Raw genomic sequence first — 19,837 nt, forward strand, 5'->3', positions numbered from 1 at the left:
TTGCACCACGGTGCTGGCAATCCGTACCCCTTCCCGGGTTGTCGGCACCTTTTTCTACAGGAGGCGATGATGAGCCAGGCCCGACCAACCCATCCTTCCTCCCTGCTGTCGCGCCTGCGGTGGCTTGCCTGCCTGTGGGTTTGCGGCGTGTTGCCAATGGTCGCGGTGGCGCAGGACGTGCGCTACGACTGGCAGAGCGTGCGTATCGGTGGCGGCGGCTACGTCAGCGGCCTGGTGTTCCATCCCGCCGAAAAGGGCTTGTACTACGCGCGCACCGACGTCGGTGGCGCGTACCGCTGGGACGATGCGGCGAAAACGTGGCTGCCGCTGACCGACTGGCTCGGCGCGGAGGACGCCAACCTCACCGGCATCGAAAGCATGGCGGTGGACCCGCACGACGCGGGCTGGATCTACCTGGCCGCGGGCACGTATACGACCGCGGCGGCCGGCAATGGCGCGATGCTGCGCTCGCACGATCGTGGCGCGACCTTTCAGCGCGTCGACCTGCCGTTCAAGCTGGGCGGCAACGAGCTGGCCCGCGGCAATGGCGAGCGGCTGGCGGTCGACCCCAACGATGGCCGCATTCTCTTCTTTGGCTCGCGCGATGCGGGCCTTTGGCGCAGCGACGACCATGCGGCACACTGGGCGCGCGTCGATGCCTTTCCCGCGGTGGCGACCTCGTTCGCCTCCACCGCAAAAAACCAGTGGCGGCGCCAGCCGATCGGCATCGTGTTCGTGGTGTTCGAGCCGGCCAGCGGCAAGACAGGGCAGCCCACGCCGGTGCTGTATGCCGGCGTTTCCACCCGCGAAACCAGCCTGTTCCGCTCCACCGATGGCGGCCGGAGCTGGCAGGCGGTGCCGGGCCAGCCGACCGGTTTGCGTCCCACGCACATGCGCCGCAGCCAGGACGGCAGCTACTACCTCACCTACGGCGACGAGCCGGGGCCCGACGACATGAGCGACGGCGCGGTGTGGAAATTCAACCCCGCCGACGGCCGCTGGACCGACATCACGCCGCTGCCGCGCCACGGCAAACCCATCGGTTTCGGCTGGGGCGACATCACGGTGGATGCGCACGATCCGCGCATCCTGATGGCCAGTACGTTCCATCACTACACGCCGTACGACGAGATCTACCGCAGCACCGATGGCGGCCAGCATTGGCGACCGGTGTTTCCGCGCTCGCGCTTCGATCACTCGAACGCGCGCTGGACGGCCGACCACCATCCGCACTGGATGAGCAGCCTGGTGATCGATCCGTTCGATCCTGACCACGTGTTGTTCGTCACCGGCTACGGCGTGTGGGCCTCGCGCAACATGCGCGCGTTCGATCACGGCGGCACGGTGGACTGGTGGTTCCAGGACACCAACCTGGAGGAAACCGTGCCGCTGGGCCTGGCCAGCCCGGCCGAGGGCGCGCATCTGCTGAGCGCGGTGGGCGACCTCGACGGCTTCCGGCATGACGATCTCGACGTGGCGCCGCTGCAGTTCGCGGTGCCGCCGCGCTACGCCAACGGCTACAGCATCGACGTGGCCGGCAAGGCGCCGCGCGTGGTGGTGCGCACGGGCCGCATCCGCGGGCCGGTCAATGCGGTGCGTGCGGCGTATTCGCTCGATGGCGCCGGCAGCTGGCACGCGTTTGCCAGCGAGCCGGGCGGCAACGGCGAAGGCACGATCGCCGTGGCCACCGACGGCCGCAGCGCATTGTGGTTTCCGCTGGAGGCGGGCAACGCCTATGTCACCCGCGACTGGGGCAAGCATTGGATCGCGGCAGAGGGTTTGCCGAAGGCGGCACGGGTGCTGGCCGACCGCGTTGACGGGCAGCGCTTCTACGCGCAGGACATCGCCAGCGGCGCGTTGTTCGCCAGCCACGATGGCGGGCTGCATTTCACCGCGATCGGTGGTGCGTTCGGCAAGGCGGTGAAACAGCAATACCAGGCGCCGCGCCGACCCACGAATGCGGTGGTGTATGCGGTGCCGGGGCAGGTTGGAACGCTGGTGGCGGTGAGTGCCCGTGGCGGCGTGATCCGCGGGCGCGATGACGGCCAGGTGCTGCGCCAGAGCCGCGGTATCGACAGCGCCGTGTCGCTGGGCTTCGGCAAGGCCGCGCCGGGGCGTCGCGAACCGACGCTGTTCCTGGCCGGCGTCGTCGCGGGCCAGCGCGGCCTGTTCCGCTCGGTCGACGGGGGCGTGCAGTGGCAGCGCATCAACGACGATGCGCATCAATACGGTGAGGTGGGTTATGTCACCGGTGACCCGCGCGTGTTCGGTCGCGTGTACTTCGCTACCGGTGGCCGCGGCATCTTCCGCGGCAATCCCGCCGGGGAGCAGCCATGAATCCCGCCGCCTTCGCTCTCTGGTGGCGCGCGGCAGCACGATGGCTGCTGGCGTGCGTGTTGATGGGTGCCGCCTTCATCGCACAGGCGCAGACCATTCGCTACGACGCCGCGACGCGGGTGTTCCGCATCGATACCGACGCGGTGTCCTACGCGTTCGGCGTCAACGAGAACGACCAGCTGCAGACGCTGTACTGGGGCGCGCGGCTGGCGGCGGGTGACGCGCTGCCCGCGGCGCACACCAACGAGGGCAACGTCTCGTTCGATCCGCCCGAGAGCACCAGCCTGCAGGAATACGCCGGCTGGGGTGGCTCCCTGTACGTGGAGCCCGATCTGAAGCTGCGCTACGCCAACGGCAACCGCGACCTGGTGCTGCGCTACGTGTCGCACCGCATCGACGGCAATCGTCTGGACGTCCATTTGCGCGATATCCGCCAACCGCTGGACGTGACGCTGCATTACGTGGTCGATCCGGCCACCGGCATCATCGGCCGCTCGGCATTGATCGAGAACCACACGAAGCAGGCAGTGACCATCGACAGCGTGGCCGCGGCCAGCTGGAACCTGCCCGCGGGCGAGGACTATTCCCTGCGCTACCTCACTGGCCGCTGGGCCGGCGAATGGCAGTTGCAGACGCGCGCGATCACGCCCGGCAATACCGTGCTGGAGAGCCGGCGCGGTTCCACCGGCCACGAGAACAACCCGTGGTTTGCGATCGAACGCGGCGGCGAGTGGGCCGAGAATCACGGCGACGTGTGGTTCGGCGCGCTGGCCTGGAGCGGCTCGTGGCGCATCACCGTGGAGCAGGGCGTGCTGCACCAGGTGCGCGTCACCGGCGGCTTCAATCCGTTCGATTTCGCCTGGCCGCTGGCGCCGGGCGAATCCCTGAGCACGCCCGTGTTCTACGCCGGCTACACCAGCGGCGGCATCGGCGAGGCATCGCGTTTGTTGCACCGGTTCGAGCTGACGCAGGTGCTGCCGCAGCAGCCGAAGCCGCGGCTGCGCCCGGTGCTGTACAACTCGTGGGAAGCCACCAACTTCGCCGTCGACCAGGCCGGCCAGGAGCATCTGGCCGAGCTGGCCGCCAGCATCGGGGTGGAGCGTTTCGTGATGGACGACGGCTGGTTCGGCGCGCGCAACGACGACCATGCCGGGCTGGGCGACTGGGTGGTCAACCCGAAGAAATTTCCGCACGGGCTGAAGCCGCTGATCGACAAGGTGCATGCGCTGGGCATGGATTTCGGCCTGTGGGTCGAGCCCGAGATGGTCAACCCGGACAGTGACCTGTACCGCGCACATCCGGATTGGGTGTTGAATTTCACCGGCCGACCGCGCAGCGAGGGGCGCAACCAGCTGGTGCTGAACCTGGCGCGGCAGGACGTGCGCGATTACGTATTGAAGGTGCTGGACGACCTGCTCAGCCACAACGACATCGCCTTCCTGAAGTGGGACTACAACCGCAACTGGTCCGAGCCGGGCTGGCCGCAGGTGGCACCCGACCAGCAGCGGAAGGTGTACGTGGCCTACGTGCGCAACCTGTACGGCATCCTGGCCGAACTGCGCAAACGTCACCCGCATGTGGAGATCGAGTCGTGCTCGGGTGGCGGCGGCCGCGTCGATCTGGGCATCCTCGGCCACACCGATGAAGTGTGGCCGTCCGACAACACCGACCCGTTCGACCGGCTGTCGATCCAGGACGGTTTCAGCTACGCGTATTCGCCGGCGGTGATGATGGCCTGGGTCACCGATTCGCCGAACTGGGTAAACAACCGCCGCACCTCGCTGGATTACCGCTTCCTGTCCTCGATGCAGGGTTCGCTGGGTATCGGCGCCAACCTGTTGCACTGGACGCCGACGGATTTCGCCACTGCGAAGAACTACGTGGCCGACTACAAGGCGATCCGCGCCAGCGTGCAGCACGGCAGGTTGTACCGGCTGCTGTCGCCGCGCGACAACAGCCCGCACGCGGTTACCGAATCGGTAGCGCAAGATGGTGCGCAGGCGGTGCTGTTCGCCTTCCTGCAGGCCAGCCAGATGAAGTATCCGTATCCGCGCGTGCGCTTGCAGGGGCTGGACCCGGATGCGCGCTATCGTTGGCGCTCGCTGCATGGCGAGCCGGTGGCGGGCACGCTGGCCGAGGCCAGCGGCGCCTACTGGATGCATCACGGCATCGACCTGGCCCTCACGGGCGACCACCAGGCGGCCGCCATCGTGTTCGATCGTGTCGGGGGTGGACAATGAACAGCCGTCTGAATCGTCTGGCCTGGCTGGCGCTGCTGTGCAGTCCGCTGGCCTGCGCCGCGCCGGCGCTGGCAGCATCGCTCGATGTGCCGCTGCTGTTTACCGACGGCGCGGTGCTGCAGCGCGACCAGCCATTGACGGTATGGGGCTGGGCCGCCCCGGGCAGCATGGTGCAGGTCAGCTTCGACGGCCAATCGACGCAAGCCACGGCCAACCCGAAGGGCGAATGGAACGCCACCTTGCCGGCCCATAGCGCGGGCGGCCCGTACACCTTGACGATCGCCGACGGCGCGCAGAAGAACGTGGCGCGCGACGTGATGGTGGGCGACGTGTGGTTGTGTTCGGGCCAGTCGAACATGGAGTTCAAGCTGTCGCAGGCGCAAGACGCCAAGGCGGAAATCGCCCGCGCCAACGACGCCGGCATCCGGGGTTTCACCGTACCCAAGTCGTGGTCGGGCGAGCCGTCCGATCATCTCGCCGGTGGCAGCTGGCAGCACGCCACGCCGCAGACAGCGGGTGACTTTTCCGCCGTGTGCTGGTTTTTCGCGCGCGAGATCCGCGCGCGCACCGGCGTGCCCATCGGCATGATCCACAGCAGTTGGGGCGGCAGCCGCATCGAGGCATGGATGGACGCCGCCAGCACCGGCGTGTCGCCGTCGGTGGTGAGCGCGCAAGCCGATGGGCTGGCAGCCGAGGATCGCCGCAAGACGCAGGCCACATGGAAGCGGCTGGGCGTCTGGGCCAAGGCGGAGGTACCGACCACCGACGGCGATGGCACACCGTCGTGGGCGGCCGCGACGCTGGATACCAGCGATTGGGCATCCATGGCGGTGCCCGCGTACTGGGAAAGGGCCGGCTACTTCGGCATGGATGGCGTGGCCTGGTATCGCACCAGCTTCACTCTCGATGCGGCCGAAGCCGCGCGTGGCGTGCAGCTGGGCCTGGCCAAGTTCGACGACACCGCGCGGGCGTGGGTCAACGGCAAGCGCGTCAGCGCGCAAAGCGACGAATGGAACGTCGCCCGCGTCTATCACGTGGCACCGGCCCTGCTGCACGCCGGGCGCAACACCATTGCCCTAGAGGTCACCGACGAGGGCGGCTATGGCGGCATCTATGGCGACGCCGACATGCTCTATGTGCAGGCGCCGGGCGGCAAACGCCACCCGTTGGCCGGCGACTGGCAGTTCCGTCCGGTACCGGCGTCGGTGACCATCACCACGCTGGATGGCAAGAACCAGCTGGCCACGCTGCTCTACAACAAGATGATCCACCCGCTGATCCGCTACCCGCTGCGCGGCGTGCTGTGGTACCAGGGCGAGGCGAACGCCGGCCCCGGTGACGCCAGCCGTTATCGCGACCAGTTCGCCACCCTGATCAAGGCGTGGCGCGCGGACTGGCGGCAACCGCAGCTGCCGTTCCTGTGGGTGCAACTGGCCAACTGGATCTCCGGCCAGGACACCGCGCAATCGAGTCCGTGGGCGCAGCTGCGCGCCTCGCAATCGGCCGCGCTGAGCCTGCCGGCCACGGGGCAGGCGGTGACCATCGACATCGGCAATCCCGACGACATCCATCCGGTGAACAAGCAGGACGTGGGGCATCGACTGGCGCTGGCCGCCAAACATGTGGTGTACGGCGACACGCTGGTGTACGCCGGGCCGCGCTACACCGCGATCCGCATCGACGGCGCGCGCGCCATCCTCTCGTTCGACACGCAGGGCAGTGCGCTGGCCGCGCGCGGCGGGCCGCTGGGCGGTTTCCAGGTGGCCGGTGCCGATCGGCAATTCCATCCCGCCCAGGCGCGCATCGAGGGCACGACCGTGGTGGTGTCCAGCGCCGACGTGACCGTGCCGATCGTCGTGCGCTACGGCTGGAGCGACAACCCGGTGCACGCCAACCTGATCAATCGCGAAGGCCTGCCGGCCTCGCCGTTCGAAACCCGACCCTGGTGAAGTCATGACTCTTTCCGCACGCCGATCCCTTCGTCGCCTGCTGTTGCCATTGCTCTGCATGGGCGTGGCCACGCTGGCCCTTGCCGGCCCGCTGCGGGCGGCATCCACGCCGCTGCCGCGCGTGGTCACCGCCGATGGCCGCCACCAGCTGCAGGTGGACGGCAAGCCGTACCTGATCCTCGGTGCGCAGGTGAACAACTCCAGCAACTGGCCGGCGATGCTGCCGGCGGTGTGGCCGGCAATCGAGGCGCTGCACGCCAACACCGTGCAGGTGCCGATCGGCTGGGGCCAGATCGAGCCGGTGCAGGGCCAGTTCGATTTCAGCTTCCTCGACACGCTGGTGACCCAGGCGCGCGAGCACGACGTGCGGCTGGTGCTGCTGTGGTTCGCCACCTGGAAAAACAACGGGCCGAACTACGCGCCGTCATGGGTGAAGCTGGACAACAAGCGCTACCCGCGCGTGGTGAAGAAGGACGGCAGCACGCTGGGCTCGCTGTCGCCGTTCGGCGCCGCCACGCTGGAGGCCGACCGCGCCGCGTTCGTGGCTTTGATGAAACACCTGCGCCAGATCGATGGCGACCGCCACACGGTGATCATGGTGCAGGTGGAAAACGAGTCGGGCACCTACGGCACCGACCGCGATTACTCGGCTGCCGGCGACAAGCTGCTGCAGTCGCCGGTGCCCGCCGCCGTGCTGCAGAAGACCGGCAAGTCCGCCGGCAGCTGGAGCCAGGTCTTCGGCAAGGATGCGGCGGAATACTCCTACGCCTGGGCCATCGCCCACTACATCGAGCAGGTGGCCGCCGCGGGCAAGGCCGTCTACAACCTGCCGATGTACGCCAACGCGGCGCTGCGCGATCCGTTCAACCCCGGCCCGCCCGGCGGTTATTCCAGCGGCGGCCCCACCGACAACGTGATCGGCATCTGGCGTGCCGCCGCGCCGTCGCTGGATTTCGTGGCGCCGGACATCTACATGCGCGAGTGGAAGAAATACACCGCCGTGCTGGACCGCTACAGCCGCCCCGACAACGCGCTGTTCGTGGCCGAGACCGGCAACGACACCGCCTATGCGCGCTACGTGTTTGCCACGCTGGGCCACCAGGCCATCGGCTTCTCGCCGTTCGGCATGGACTACACCAAGTACTCCAACTGGCCGCTGGGCGCCAAGGCGATCACGCCGGAAACCATCCAGCCCTTCGCCGCCAACTACGAGCTGCTGGCGCCGCTGGCCGGGCTGATCGCCACGCGGAGTTTCGAGGGCAAGGTCTGGGGAGCGTCCGAGCCCGATGACACCCACGAGGAAACGCTGGACCTCGGTGACTGGCGCGTGCAGGTGAGCTACGGCCGACCGCAGTTCGGTGTGGATCCCCCGCAAGGCAACCCCAAGAAACTCGGCGGCGTGGTGATCGTGCAACTGGCGCACAACGAATACCTGGTGGCCGGCTATCACGCACGGGTGAACTTCATGCCGCCCAAGGGCCATGACGGCCAGCACTTCCTGCTGGAAAAAGTGCAGGAAGGCCGCTACGACGACAACGGCCAGTGGCATTTCATCCGCGAATGGAACGGCGACCAGACCGACTACGGCCTCAACCTCACCAGCCAGCCGCAGGTATTGCGGGTAAAGCTGGCGACGTATTGAAACCCTCACGTCCCGTCATTCCAGCGAACGCTGGAATCCAGTGCCTTCATGCGACTACCGAGGCGCTGGATCCCAGCGTTCGCTGGGATGACGAGCACCATGCCACTCTCGACCGATCCACCGATTGGAGACATGACCCATGTACCGCATTCCCATGAACCCGCTGGTCGGATGCCTGCTGATCGGACTCCTGTCCGGCTGCGGCAGCAACGCCGCGCCGTCCGCTGACAACACCGCCGCGACGACCAAGGCGGCATTCCAGCGCATCGACGACGGCGTCATCGTGGACGTGGGCGACAGCCAAAAGGTGCGCCTGCAGGTGGTGGACGAGTCGATCATCCACGTCACCGCGGTGCCCAAGGGCGGCTTCGATCTGCCCAGGAGCCTGATGGCGCTCAAGACCGGCGGCGGCAGGCAGTTCACCGTTGCCACCGATGCCGGCCACGTGCTGCTGAAGACGCCCAAGCTCACCGCCGAAGTCGATAACGCGACCGGCGCCGTGCGCTTCCTCGACGAAAGCGGCAAGCCGATCCTCGCCGAGCAGCCCAACGGCCGCAGCTTCACGCCGGTAACGGTGGACGGCAAGCCGTTCTACGCCGTGCGCCAGGAGTTCGCCTCGCCCGACGACGAGGCGTTCTACGGCCTGGGCCAGCACCAGAAAGGCACGATGAACTACAAGGGCAAGGACGTGGAGCTGGCCCAGCACAACATCGACATCGCCATCCCGTTCGTGGTCTCCAGCCGCAACTACGGCGTGCTGTGGGACAACAACTCGATCACCCGCTTCGGCGACCCGCGCCCGTACCAGATGATCGACAAGCAGCTGAAGGTGTTCGACGCGGACGGCAAGCCCGGCGGCCTCACCGCCAATTACTACCTGGACGGCAAGCTCAAGCTCAGCCGGGTCGAGCCGCAGATCAACTACGAATACAACAAGGATCTGAAGCGTTGGCCGAAATCGCTGCAGGGCATCGACTCCCAGGGCAATCCCGGCCTCACCGGCGGGCCGGGCCAGACGGTGGAATGGAAGGGTTCGCTGGCCTCCGACGTGGCCGGCCTGCACAAGTTCCGGCTGTACGCCAGCGGCTATTTCAAGCTGTACATCGACGACAAGCTGGTGCTGGACGACTGGCGCCAGAACTGGAACCCCTGGTACCGCGATTTCACCGTGGCAATGCAGCCCGGCGAGAAGCACACCATCCGCCTCGACTGGACGCCGCAATCGGGCTACATCGCGCTCGATCATCTTGACCCGTTGCCGGTGGCCGAGCAGAACGAGTTGTCGCTGTTCTCCGAGCTGGGCCACGCGATCGACTATTACTTCATCGGCGGCGACAACCTCGACGACGTGATCGCCGGCTACCGCGACGTCACCGGCAAGGCGGTGATGCTGCCGCGCTGGGCCTACGGCTTCTGGCAGAGCCGCGAGCACTACGCCTCCAGCGACGATCTGATCAACACGGTGAAGCAATACCGCAAGCTGGGCTTGCCGCTGGACAACATCGTGCAGGACTGGTTCTACTGGAAAGAGGACGCCTGGGGCTCGCAGCAGTTCGATCCGGCGCGCTACCCCGACCCGCAGAAACTGGTCGATACGCTGCACGACCTGCACGCGCACCTGATGATCTCCGTGTGGCCGAAGTTCTACCCCACCACGGCCAACTACAAGGAGCTCGACGCCAAGGGCTACATGTACAAGCGCAACGTCGAAGTGGGCCAGAAGGACTGGGTCGGCAAGGGTTACCTCAGCTCGTTCTACGACCCGTACAGCGAGGAGGCGCGCGACATCTACTGGCGCCAGATCAACGATGGCCTGGGCAAGCTGGGCATGGATGCGTGGTGGATGGACGCCACCGAGCCGGACATCCAGTCCAACATCAGCATCGACGAGCGCAAGCTGCGCATGGGGCCGACCGCGCAGGGGCCGGGCGCCGCGTTCTTCAACTCCTATCCGCTGATGACCACCACCGCGGTGTACCAGGGCAGCCGCAAGGCGTACCCGAACCGGCGCGTGTTCATCCTCACCCGCTCGGCTTTCGCCGGCCAGCAGCGCAATGGCGCGGCCAGCTGGAGCGGCGACGTGGTGTCGCGCTGGAGCAACCTGCGCGACCAGATCTCCGCCGGCGTGAACTTCTCGCTGTCGGGCATCCCCAACTGGACCACCGACATCGGCGGCTTCGCGCTGGAGCCGCGTTATGAAAAGCCGAACGCGAAGGATCTGCAGGAGTGGCGCGAACTCAATGTGCGCTGGTTCCAGTTCGGTGCCTTCAGCCCGCTGTTCCGCTCGCACGGACAGGCACCGCAGCGCGAAATCTACAACCTGGCGCCGGTGGGTTCGGACGTCTACGACACGCTGGCCTGGTACGACAAGCTGCGTTACCGCCTGATGCCGTACATCTACACGCTGGCGGCCGATACCTGGTTCAAGGACGGCACCATCATGCGTGGCCTGGTGATGGATTTCCCGAACGACCCCAAGGTGCGCGGGATAGACGACGAGTACCTGTTCGGCCCGTCGTTCCTGGTGGCGCCCGTCACCGAATACCAGGCCCGCAGCCGCGACGTGTACTTGCCGGCGGGCAGCGACTGGTACGACTTCCATACCGGCAAGCGGTACCCGGGCGGCCAGACGATCAAGGCGGATGCGCCGCTGGCGCGGATGCCGTTGTACGTGCGCGCCGGCGCCATCGTGCCGGTAGGTCCGGCCATCCAGTACACCAATGAAAAGCCCGACGCGCCGATCACGCTGTTCGTCTACACCGGCGCCAACGGCAGCTTCTCGATGTACAAGGACCAGGGCACCACCTACGACTACGAACATGGCGCGTATGCCCGCGTGCCGCTGAGCTACGACGAGGCCAGCGGCACGCTGACCATCGGCAAGCGCGAAGGCAGCTATCCGGGCATGCCCGCCCAACGCACCTTCAACATCCGCTGGATCGCCGGCCCCACGCCCAGCGCCGCCGATTTCGAGGCGAAGCCGGCGCAGAGCGTGCACTATGACGGCTCCGCCATCACCGTACACAAGGACGCGTCGGCCCCATGAACGAAAGCACGCCACCACCGCGACTGATCGGCCTCGACTGGGGCACCACTGGCCTGCGCGCCTACCTGATGGGCGAGGGCGGCCGCGTGCTGGAATCGCGCGAGCGGCCGTGGGGCATCCGCCACCTTCCCGCCGGCGGTTTCGACGCCGCGCTGGACGGCACGCTGGCCGGCTGGCCTGACCTGCCGGTGCTGGCCTCCGGCATGGTCGGCAGCCGCGGCGGCTGGCGCGAAGTGCCCTATGTGGAACTGCCGGCAACGATCGACGCGGTGGTGTTGGCGTTGGATGTCGTCGACAGCGCCAGCGGCCGCCGCGTGCACCTGGTGCCGGGCCTGCGCAATACCACCGTGGCCGACGTGATGCGCGGCGAGGAGACCGAGATCTTCGGCGCGCTGGCGCTGCAGCCGGTATTGGCGGGGCGTTCGGCGCTGCTGCTGCCGGGCACCCACAGCAAATGGGTCAACGTGCTGCATGGCCGCGTGGTCGACTTTGCCACCGCGATGACCGGCGAGCTCTACACGGTGCTGCGCCACCACAGCATCCTGGGTGCCGGGCTGGGCAAGGATGACCCGCCGTTCGACCAGGACGCCTTCCTGCGCGGTGTGCAGAGTGCCCGCGACAGTGGCGCCAGCGGTGCGTTGAGCCGGCTGTTTTCCAGCCGCGCGCTGGTGCTTACCGGCGAGCTGGCCCTGCCCGCCGTACCCGATTACCTGTCCGGCCTGCTGATCGGCGAGGAACTGCGCGGCGCCATCGCCGCCGGCCGCATCAACACCTCCACCCCGCTGCAACTGATCGGCAACCCCGTCTTGTGCCGGCGCTACGTGGTGGCCGCCTCCTGTTTCGAACTGGGCATGGCGCTGCCACCGCGCGGCGCGGCCGCGCTGGGCCTGTGGCAGATCGCGCGGGCGGCGGGGCTGATACCGCACGTCGAGTCCGACTAGGCAGGCCGGTCGTGAGAGCTGTTCCTTCTCCCGCTTGCGGGAGAAGGTGCCCGGAGGGCAGAAGAGGGCGCGCACCGGACGCCCCACAAGTTTGGAGTGATCACATGTCCATGCCCAACCCGCCCGCGCGCCGCCGTGGCAAGGCGCACGTGTACGTGATGCTGACGGCCGTCGCCAGCGTGCTTGGCCTCTTTTCCGGCGCATCGTTCGCCGCGCAGAACCTGCAACTGCACTACGACGCGCCGGCCACCACCTTCAACGAAGCGCTGCCGCTGGGCAACGGGCGCATGGGCGCGATGGTCTACGGCGGCGTGCAGCACGCGCGCTATTCGCTCAGCGAGATCAGCATGTTTTCCGGCTCGCGCTACGACGGCGCCGATCGCAAGGACGCGTTCGCGTACCTGCCGCAGATCCGCCAGTTGCTGCGGGAAGGCCGCAACGTCGAAGCCGAGCAACTGACCAACCAGCACTTTACCTGGAGCGGCGAGGCCGCCAGCGCGCATTACGGCAGCTACCAGGGGCTGGGCACGCTGACGCTGGATTTCGCCGCGAACGCGGCACCGGTCATCGGTTATCGCCGCAGCCTGGACATTCCCACGGCCACCAGTGAAGTGCGCTACACCCAGGATGGCGTGAATTATCGCCGCACGATGTTCGCCAGCGCGCCCGACCAGGTAATGGTGCTGCACCTCAGCGCCGACCGCGCCGGTGCGTTGAACTTCGTCGCCCGCCTGCACCGTGCCGAACGCGCCACGGTCGAGGTCGATGGTGTGAATGGCCTGCTGATGCGCGGCGCGCTGGACAGCGGCGGCAGCGGCAAGGGGCTGGCCTTCGCCGCGCGGGTGCGGGTGATCGCACCCGGCGCCAGCGTGCACGCGGACGCGCACTGCCTGCGCGTCGAGCACGGCACCGACGTCACCGTGCTGATCAGCGAAGCAACCGACTACGACGGCTTTGCCGGACGCCATACCGCGGACCCCGTCGCCGCCAGCGCCGCCGATCTGCGACGGGTGGCGGGCCGCTCCGTGGCGCAATTGCACGCAGCCCACGTGGCCGATTTCCGTTCATGGTTCGACCGTTTCTCGCTGCAGCTGGGCAGCGCCAACAGCGCGCGCGAAGCGATGTCCACGCGCTCGCGCCTCGCTGCCTACGGCGCCGGTGGCGACCCCGGTTTCGCCGCGCTGTATTTCCAGTACGCGCGCTACCTGCTGATTTCCTCCTCGCGCCCCGGCGGCCTGCCCGCCAACCTGCAGGGGCTGTGGGCCGAGGGCACCAGCACGCCGTGGAATGGCGATTACCACACCAACGTCAACATCGAGATGAACTACTGGCCGGCCGAACCCACCGGCCTGGGCGAGCTGGCGCAGCCGCTGTTCGCGCTGACCGCCTCGCTGCAACAGCCCGGCGCCAAAACCGCGCAGCGCTACTACGGCGCGCGCGGCTGGGTGGTGCACACGCTGACCAACCTGTGGGGCTTCACCGCGCCCGGCGCCGAGGCCAGCTGGGGCGTGTGGCAGGGCGCGCCCGCGTGGCTCGGCTTCCACATCTGGGATCACTACCGCTACAGCGGCGACCGCGATTTCCTGCGCCGCTACTACCCCGTGCTGCGCGGCGCCGCGCAGTTCTACGCCGACGTGCTGATCGAGGAACCCGGCTACCACTGGCTGGTGACCGCGCCATCGAGCTCGCCGGAAAACACCGTCTACATGGACGATGGCCGCAAGGCCGCGATCGTGATGGGGCCGACGATGGACGAGGAGCTGATCCGCTTCCTGTTCGGCGCGGTGATCGAGGCGTCGCAAACCCTGCAGGTGGATGCCGATTTCCGCCGCGAGCTGGAAGCCAAACGGGCGCGACTGGCGCCGATCCAGATCAGTCCGGACGGCCGCATCCAGGAATACCTCAAGCCCTATCGCGAGGTGGAGGTGCACCATCGCCACGTATCGCACCTGTGGGCGTTGTTCCCCGGCGATCAGATCGACCTTGCCGAAACGCCGAAGCTCGCCGCCGCGGCCGCGCGCTCGCTGGACGTGCGCGGCGACGACTCCACCGGCTGGTCGGAAGCCTACAAGGTGAACCTGTGGGCGCACCTGGGCGACGGCAACCGCGCGCTGCATCTGTTGAACGTGCTGTTCAAACCGGCCTCGCGCGACACCCGGCTGGGCCACGAATGGGCCGGCACCTACCCGAACCTGTTCAACGCCGGCCCGCCATTCCAGATCGACGGCAACTTCGGCGCCACCTCGGGCATGGTGGAAATGCTGATGCAAAGCGAGGTGGGACAAATCCACCTGCTGCCGGCCTTGCCCGATGCGTGGCCACAAGGCGACGTGCGCGGCCTGCACGCGCGCGGCGGTTTCGTGGTGGACATGCGCTGGGCGAAAGGCAAGCTGGTCGAGGCCAGCTTGCGTTCACTGCGGGGCGGCGATTGCGTAGTGCGCTACGGCGAGCGGCAAGTGTCGCTGTCGACGAAGGCGGGCCGGACCTACCGGCTGCAATCCCGCGATTTCCTGTAGGAGCGACTTCAGTCGCGACCGGGATACGACAGGACCCGGTCGCGGCTGAAGCCGCTCCTACAGGGGGTGTCGGGAATCAGGCGCGCCCGTAAACGTCGTCAAACCGCACGATGTCGTCTTCGCCGAGGTAACTGCCCGATTGCACCTCGATCAATTCCAGCGGCAGCTTGCCGGGGTTGCGCAGGCGGTGCTTGCTGCCCAGCGGGATGTAGGTGCTCTGGTTTTCGCCGAGCAGGAACACCTTGTCGTCGCAGGTGACCTCGGCGGTGCCGGAGACCACGATCCAGTGCTCGGCGCGGTGGTGATGCTTCTGCAGGCTGAGGCTGGCGCCGGGCTTGACCACGATGCGCTTCACCTGGAAGCGCTCGCCTTCCTCCAGCGAGTCGTAATTGCCCCACGGGCGATGCACTACGCGATGCAGCGAGTGCTCGCTGCGGCCGGCGGCCTTCAATTGCTCGACGATCTTCTTCACGTCTTGCGCGGCATCGCGATGCGCCACCAGGGTGGCGTCGGGCGTGGTGACCACGATCAGGTCGTCCACGCCCAGGGTGGCCAGCAGGTGGCGGTCGTGCGAACGCAGCAGCGAATTGCGGGTATTGATGGGCAGCGTGTCGCCCTCGCGCGCATTGCCTTGCGCATCATGCGCCGAGGTCTGCCACAGCGCCGACCACGAGCCGATGTCGCTCCAGGCGCAGCTGACCGGAATCACCGCCGCGCGGCGGGTCTTTTCCATCACCGCGTAATCGATCGAATCGTCCGGCACGCGGGCGAAGGCCTCGCGGTCGATGCGCACGAAATCCAGGTCGGCCGATGCCTTCGCATGCGCCTCGCGCACCGCGGCCAGCATTGCCGGCGCATGCGTCTCCAGCTCTTCCAGGTAGCGCGCCGCCTTGAACAGGAACATGCCCGAGTTCCAGTCATAACCGCCATTGGCGACATAGGCGTGCGCGGTGGCAAGATCGGGTTTCTCGACGAACTGCTCCACGTGGTAGCCGTCGCCCACCGCGTCGCCATGGCGGATATAGCCGAAGCCGGTTTCCGGCCGGTCGGGGCGGATGCCGAAGGTCACCAGCCAGCCCTGCCGGGCCAGCGGCAAGGCTTTTTCCACCGCTGCCACGAAGGCAGCGGTGTCGCCAATGAGATGGTCGGCTGGCAACACCAGCAATACCGCGTCGGCATCGCGCTCGATCGCCTGCAGCGCGCCCAGCGCAATCGCCGGCGCCGTGTTGCGCGCCAGCGGCTCCAGCACGATGGTGGCGCCCTCGATGCCGGCCTGCAGCAGCTGGTCGGCGGCCAGGAAACGGTGATCGTCACTGGCTACCACGATCGGCGCCGCCACCTGCGGCAACTGCCGCGTGCGTGCGATCGCCTGCTGAAACAGCGTGCCTTGGCCAGCCAGGGCCAGGAACTGCTTGGGCAGGTTCTTGCGCGAGACCGGCCACAGGCGGGTGCCGCTGCCGCCGCTGAGGATGAGGGGAATCAACATGTCGTTTTTCCGCGGGTTGCCATGGAATGCGTGGATTGTGAGCCAACCATCCGCGCTTGTCTTTGCCGGCCACCCTCGCGGCGGCTATCCCGCCGTCGGCGTCGAGCGGGCCAGCCCGGCCATGACCTTGTCCAATCCCTCGCGCCAGTCGGGCAGCGCAAAGGCGAACCGGCGCTGGAATGCCTGATTGTCGAGCAAGGACCAGGCCGGCCGCTGGGCCGGCGTGGGGTAGTCGGTGGTGGCAATCGGCAACACGCGGGGCGCGCGGGCCAGCAGCCCGCGACTGACGGCCTGCGCGAAGATCGCACTGGCAAACCCGTGCCAGGTGGTGGCGCCGCTGGCGACCAGGTGATGCGTGCCGCGCAGCGCGCGCCGTTCGACCGAGCCCGCGGCCAGCCAATGATCGAGCGCGGCAAGGCTGGCATCGACGATGAGCGAGGTGTCGGTTGGCGCCCCGTGCTGGTCGGCCACCACGCGCAGTTCCTCGCGTTCGGCGCCCAGGCGCAGCATGGTGCGCAGGAAATTGTGGCCATGCGCGGCATACACCCACGCGGTGCGAAAGATCAGGTGATCGGCGCCGCTGTCACGCAAGGCCTTTTCGCCGGCCAGCTTGCTGCGACCATAGGCGCCCAGCGGCGCGGTGCGCGCGTCCACCTCGTAGGGCTGCGACTGGCCGCCATCGAACACGTAATCGGTGGAATAGTGGATCACCAGCGCGCCGTGCGCGGCGGCCCATTGGCCGAGCGCGCCCACCGCCTCGCCGTTGACGCGGCTGGCCAGCGATTCCTCCTGCTCGGCGCGATCGACGGCGGTATACGCCGCGGTGTTGACGATCACGTCCGGTTGCACGCGATCGAGCAGGGCGGGAAGCGATTCGGGAACCGACAGGTCGGCGACTTCGCCACGGCTGCCGTCGACCAATACGCCATCGCGGCTGGCGGCAAGAAGCTCGCCACGCGCGGCCAGCTCGCCCTGGTCCAGAAACGTGCGGCCAAGCTGCCCATTGGCACCGAGCAGCAGGGTTCTCATGCCTCGAAGACCGGCAGGCGCTCCGGCGCCACGTCGTGCAGGAATGGCGTGGCTCGATCCTTGTCGGACAACAGCGGGTCGCTCACCGGCCAGTCGATGCCCAGTGCGGCGTCGTTCCAGCGAATGCCGGCGTCGGCCTTGGGGTCGTACAGCGCGGTGCATTGGTAGCTGAAGGTGGCGAAGTCGGACAACACGCAAAAGCCGTGCGCGAAACCTTCCGGCACCCAGAAGTGGCGGTGGTTTTCGGCAGTGAGCATGACCCCGGCCGACTGGCCGAAGGTCGGCGAGCCGCGGCGGATGTCCACCGCCACGTCGTACACCTCGCCCTCGAGCACACTGACCAGCTTGCCCTGCGGGTTCGGCCACTGGTAGTGCAGGCCGCGCAGCACGCCCCTGGTCGATCGCGATACATTGGATTGCACGAACTGCGCGGTGATGCCCGCGTCGCGGAAGCTGGCCTTGTTGTAGCTCTCGTAGAAAAAGCCCCGCGCATCACCGAACACCTTCGGTTCGAGAATCATCACGCCGGGCAGCGCCGTCTCGACGACCTTCATCGCACCAGCCCCTGGGTGCTGAGCTGCTGCAGATACTGGCCGTACCCCGTCTTCGCCAGCGGCGCGGCCAGCGCGAGCAGTTGCTCGGTGTCGATCCAGCCGTTCACGTAGGCAATTTCCTCGGGGCAGCAGACCTTCAGGCCCTGTCGGTTCTCGATCGTCTCGATATAGCTGCCTGCCTCCATCAGCGAATCGTGCGTGCCGGTGTCGAGCCAGGCGAAACCGCGGCCCAGTTGCTCCAGGTGCAGCGAGTTGTCGTCCAGGTAGCAGCGGTTGAGGTCGGTGATTTCCAGCTCGCCGCGCGACGATGGTTTCAGTTCGGCGGCGTAGTCGCAGACGCGTTCGTCATAGAAATAAAGGCCGGTGACGGCGTAGTTCGACTTGGGCCTGGCGGGTTTCTCCTCCAGCCCGATCACGCGGCCATCCTGGCTGAACTCCGCCACGCCGTAACGCTCAGGGTCTTTCACCCAGTAGCCGAACACGGTGGCGCCACGATCGCGCGCCGCCGCGCGCTTGAGACGCTCGGTGAAGCCATGCCCGTAAAAGATGTTGTCGCCCAGCACGAGGCAACTCCGCTTGCCGTCGATGAAGTCGCGACCGATGGTGAACGCCTGCGCCAGGCCATCGGGCGAGGGCTGCACCGCGTACTGGATGTTCAAGCCCCACTGCGAGCCATCCCCCAGCAGGCGCTGGAACATCTCCTGCTCGTGCGGCGTGTTGATTACCAGTACGTCGCGGATGTCCGCCAGCATCAAGGTGGCCAGCGGGTAGTAGATCATCGGCTTGTCGTATACCGGCAGCAGCTGCTTGCTCACCGCGCGGGTGATCGGGTGCAGCCGGGTGCCGGAACCGCCGGCCAGGATGATGCCTTTCTGCGTATTGATCATGATCCGAGGCGCTCCATGCGATAGCTGCCGTCGAGCACGCGGTGGCTCCACGACTGGTTGGCGAGATACCAGTCCACCGTCTGCGCGATGCCGCTTTCGAACGTCTGCGACGGCCGCCAGCCCAGCTCGCCCTGCAGCTTGCTGGAGTCGATCGCGTAACGGCGGTCGTGGCCGGGACGATCCTTCACGTAGGTGATCAGCGATTCGCGCGGCTTGCCCTCGGCTAGCGGGCGACGTTCGTCGAGCAGCGCGCAGATGGTCTTGACCACCGTGATGTTCTCGCGCTCGGCATTGCCGCCCACGTTGTAGGTCTCGCCGACGCGGCCGGCTTCCAGCACGCGTCGGATCGCGCTGCAGTGGTCGCCCACGAACAGCCAGTCGCGGATGTTCCTGCCGTCGCCGTAGACCGGCAGCGACTCGCCGGCCAGCGCCTTCTGGATGATCAGCGGGATGAGCTTTTCCGGAAACTGGTACGGGCCGTAGTTGTTCGAGCAGTTGGTGGTCAGCACCGGCAGTCCGAAGGTGTGGTGGAACGCGCGCACCAGGTGGTCGGAGGCGGCCTTGGAGGCGGAATACGGCGAATTGGGCGCGTACGGCGTCTGTTCGGTGAACTTGCCCTCGGCGCCCAGCGACCCGTAAACCTCGTCGGTCGACACATGCAGGAAGCGAAACGCGTCGCGCGCGCCGTCACTGATGCCGCGCCAGTAGTCGCGGGCGGCCTCCAGCAGCGCCAGCGTGCCCACCACATTGGTCTGCACGAACTCGGCGGGGCCATCGATGGACCGGTCCACATGGGATTCGGCCGCAAAGTTGACGATGGCATCCGGCCGGTGTTCGGCCAGCAGTTTCGCCACCAGGTCCCGGTCGCCGATGTCGCCCTGCACGAACACGTGGCGGGCGTTGCCTTCCAGCGACGCCAGCGTGTCCATGTTGCCGGCGTAGGTGAGCTTGTCCAGGTTGACCACGCGCAAGCCGTCGGCGATGGCCTGCAGGACGAAGTTGGCACCGATGAAGCCGGCGCCGCCGGTGACGAGGAGTGTCTTTTTCCCTGTGACTGGGTTTGTCATCACATCTTTCCGTGGGGGCGAGGGGAGGCCTCAGGGCAACGCGGTTGCCGGGCAGATCGCAAATGATGCCCGTTCCCGCCGGGATGACCAAGTGTCGGCAACCGTCGGAGATGCGCCGTGACATCCATAACTCCATGAAAAGA

Annotated in this window: 12 protein-coding genes; 7 read left to right on the forward strand and 5 right to left on the reverse strand. The window is 67.3% G+C overall.

Going from position 1 to position 19,837, the window contains the following annotated elements:
- The first annotated feature begins 66 nt into the window (after positions 1-66).
- From ABD017_RS16185 to ABD017_RS16215, 7 genes are all read left to right on the forward strand, one after another.
- Positions 67-2,337, forward strand: coding sequence for a WD40/YVTN/BNR-like repeat-containing protein (locus ABD017_RS16185; RefSeq protein ID WP_425543757.1), 2,271 nt, complete (start codon positions 67-69; stop codon positions 2,335-2,337).
- On the forward strand, positions 2,334-4,577 hold the full coding sequence (locus tag ABD017_RS16190; RefSeq protein ID WP_343883843.1) for an alpha-galactosidase: 2,244 nt from the start codon (positions 2,334-2,336) through the stop codon (positions 4,575-4,577). Before ABD017_RS16185 ends, ABD017_RS16190 begins: the two co-directional genes overlap by 4 nt.
- The gene (locus tag ABD017_RS16195) at positions 4,574-6,526 is read left to right on the forward strand and encodes a sialate O-acetylesterase (RefSeq protein ID WP_343883844.1); all 1,953 of its coding nucleotides are present in this window, start codon (positions 4,574-4,576) and stop codon (positions 6,524-6,526) included. The genes ABD017_RS16190 and ABD017_RS16195 overlap by 4 nt, the downstream gene beginning before the upstream one ends.
- A gap of 4 nt (positions 6,527-6,530) precedes the next feature.
- The gene (locus ABD017_RS16200) at positions 6,531-8,168 is read left to right on the forward strand and encodes a GH35 family beta-galactosidase (protein ID WP_343883845.1); all 1,638 of its coding nucleotides are present in this window, start codon (positions 6,531-6,533) and stop codon (positions 8,166-8,168) included.
- Positions 8,169-8,307: 139 nt separating this feature from the next.
- Positions 8,308-11,214: a TIM-barrel domain-containing protein gene (locus ABD017_RS16205; protein ID WP_343883846.1), complete on the forward strand. Its 2,907-nt coding sequence runs from the start codon at positions 8,308-8,310 to the stop codon at positions 11,212-11,214.
- Complete coding sequence (locus ABD017_RS16210; protein ID WP_343883847.1) at positions 11,211-12,155, forward strand: 2-dehydro-3-deoxygalactonokinase; 945 nt, start codon at positions 11,211-11,213, stop codon at positions 12,153-12,155. The genes ABD017_RS16205 and ABD017_RS16210 overlap by 4 nt, the downstream gene beginning before the upstream one ends.
- A 104-nt stretch (positions 12,156-12,259) precedes the next feature.
- A complete protein-coding gene (locus ABD017_RS16215) occupies positions 12,260-14,671 on the forward strand; it encodes a glycoside hydrolase family 95 protein (RefSeq protein WP_343883848.1) in 2,412 nt (803 codons plus the stop codon).
- A gap of 76 nt (positions 14,672-14,747) precedes the next feature.
- Here ABD017_RS16215 and ABD017_RS16220 read toward each other — a convergent pair whose 3' ends face one another.
- The 5 genes from ABD017_RS16220 to rfbB form a co-directional block, all read right to left on the reverse strand.
- On the reverse strand, positions 14,748-16,157 hold the full coding sequence (locus ABD017_RS16220) for a mannose-1-phosphate guanylyltransferase/mannose-6-phosphate isomerase (RefSeq protein ID WP_343883849.1): 1,410 nt from the start codon (positions 16,155-16,157) through the stop codon (positions 14,748-14,750).
- Between the two features lie 84 nt (positions 16,158-16,241).
- Complete coding sequence (gene rfbD / locus ABD017_RS16225) at positions 16,242-17,186, reverse strand: dTDP-4-dehydrorhamnose reductase (RefSeq protein ID WP_343883850.1); 945 nt, start codon at positions 17,184-17,186, stop codon at positions 16,242-16,244.
- A complete protein-coding gene (gene rfbC / locus ABD017_RS16230; protein WP_343883851.1) occupies positions 17,183-17,740 on the reverse strand; it encodes a dTDP-4-dehydrorhamnose 3,5-epimerase in 558 nt (185 codons plus the stop codon). The genes rfbD and rfbC overlap by 4 nt, the downstream gene beginning before the upstream one ends.
- Positions 17,737-18,627 carry a glucose-1-phosphate thymidylyltransferase RfbA gene (gene rfbA / locus ABD017_RS16235; RefSeq protein WP_343883852.1) on the reverse strand — a complete coding sequence of 297 codons (891 nt, stop codon included), beginning with the start codon at positions 18,625-18,627 and terminating at the stop codon, positions 17,737-17,739. The genes rfbC and rfbA overlap by 4 nt, the downstream gene beginning before the upstream one ends.
- Positions 18,624-19,694: a dTDP-glucose 4,6-dehydratase gene (gene rfbB / locus ABD017_RS16240; protein WP_343883853.1), complete on the reverse strand. Its 1,071-nt coding sequence runs from the start codon at positions 19,692-19,694 to the stop codon at positions 18,624-18,626. Before rfbB ends, rfbA begins: the two co-directional genes overlap by 4 nt.
- Between the last annotated feature and the right edge of the window lie 143 nt (positions 19,695-19,837).

This window comes from Rhodanobacter caeni (genome assembly GCF_039523575.1).
Taxonomy (GTDB): domain Bacteria; phylum Pseudomonadota; class Gammaproteobacteria; order Xanthomonadales; family Rhodanobacteraceae; genus Rhodanobacter; species Rhodanobacter caeni.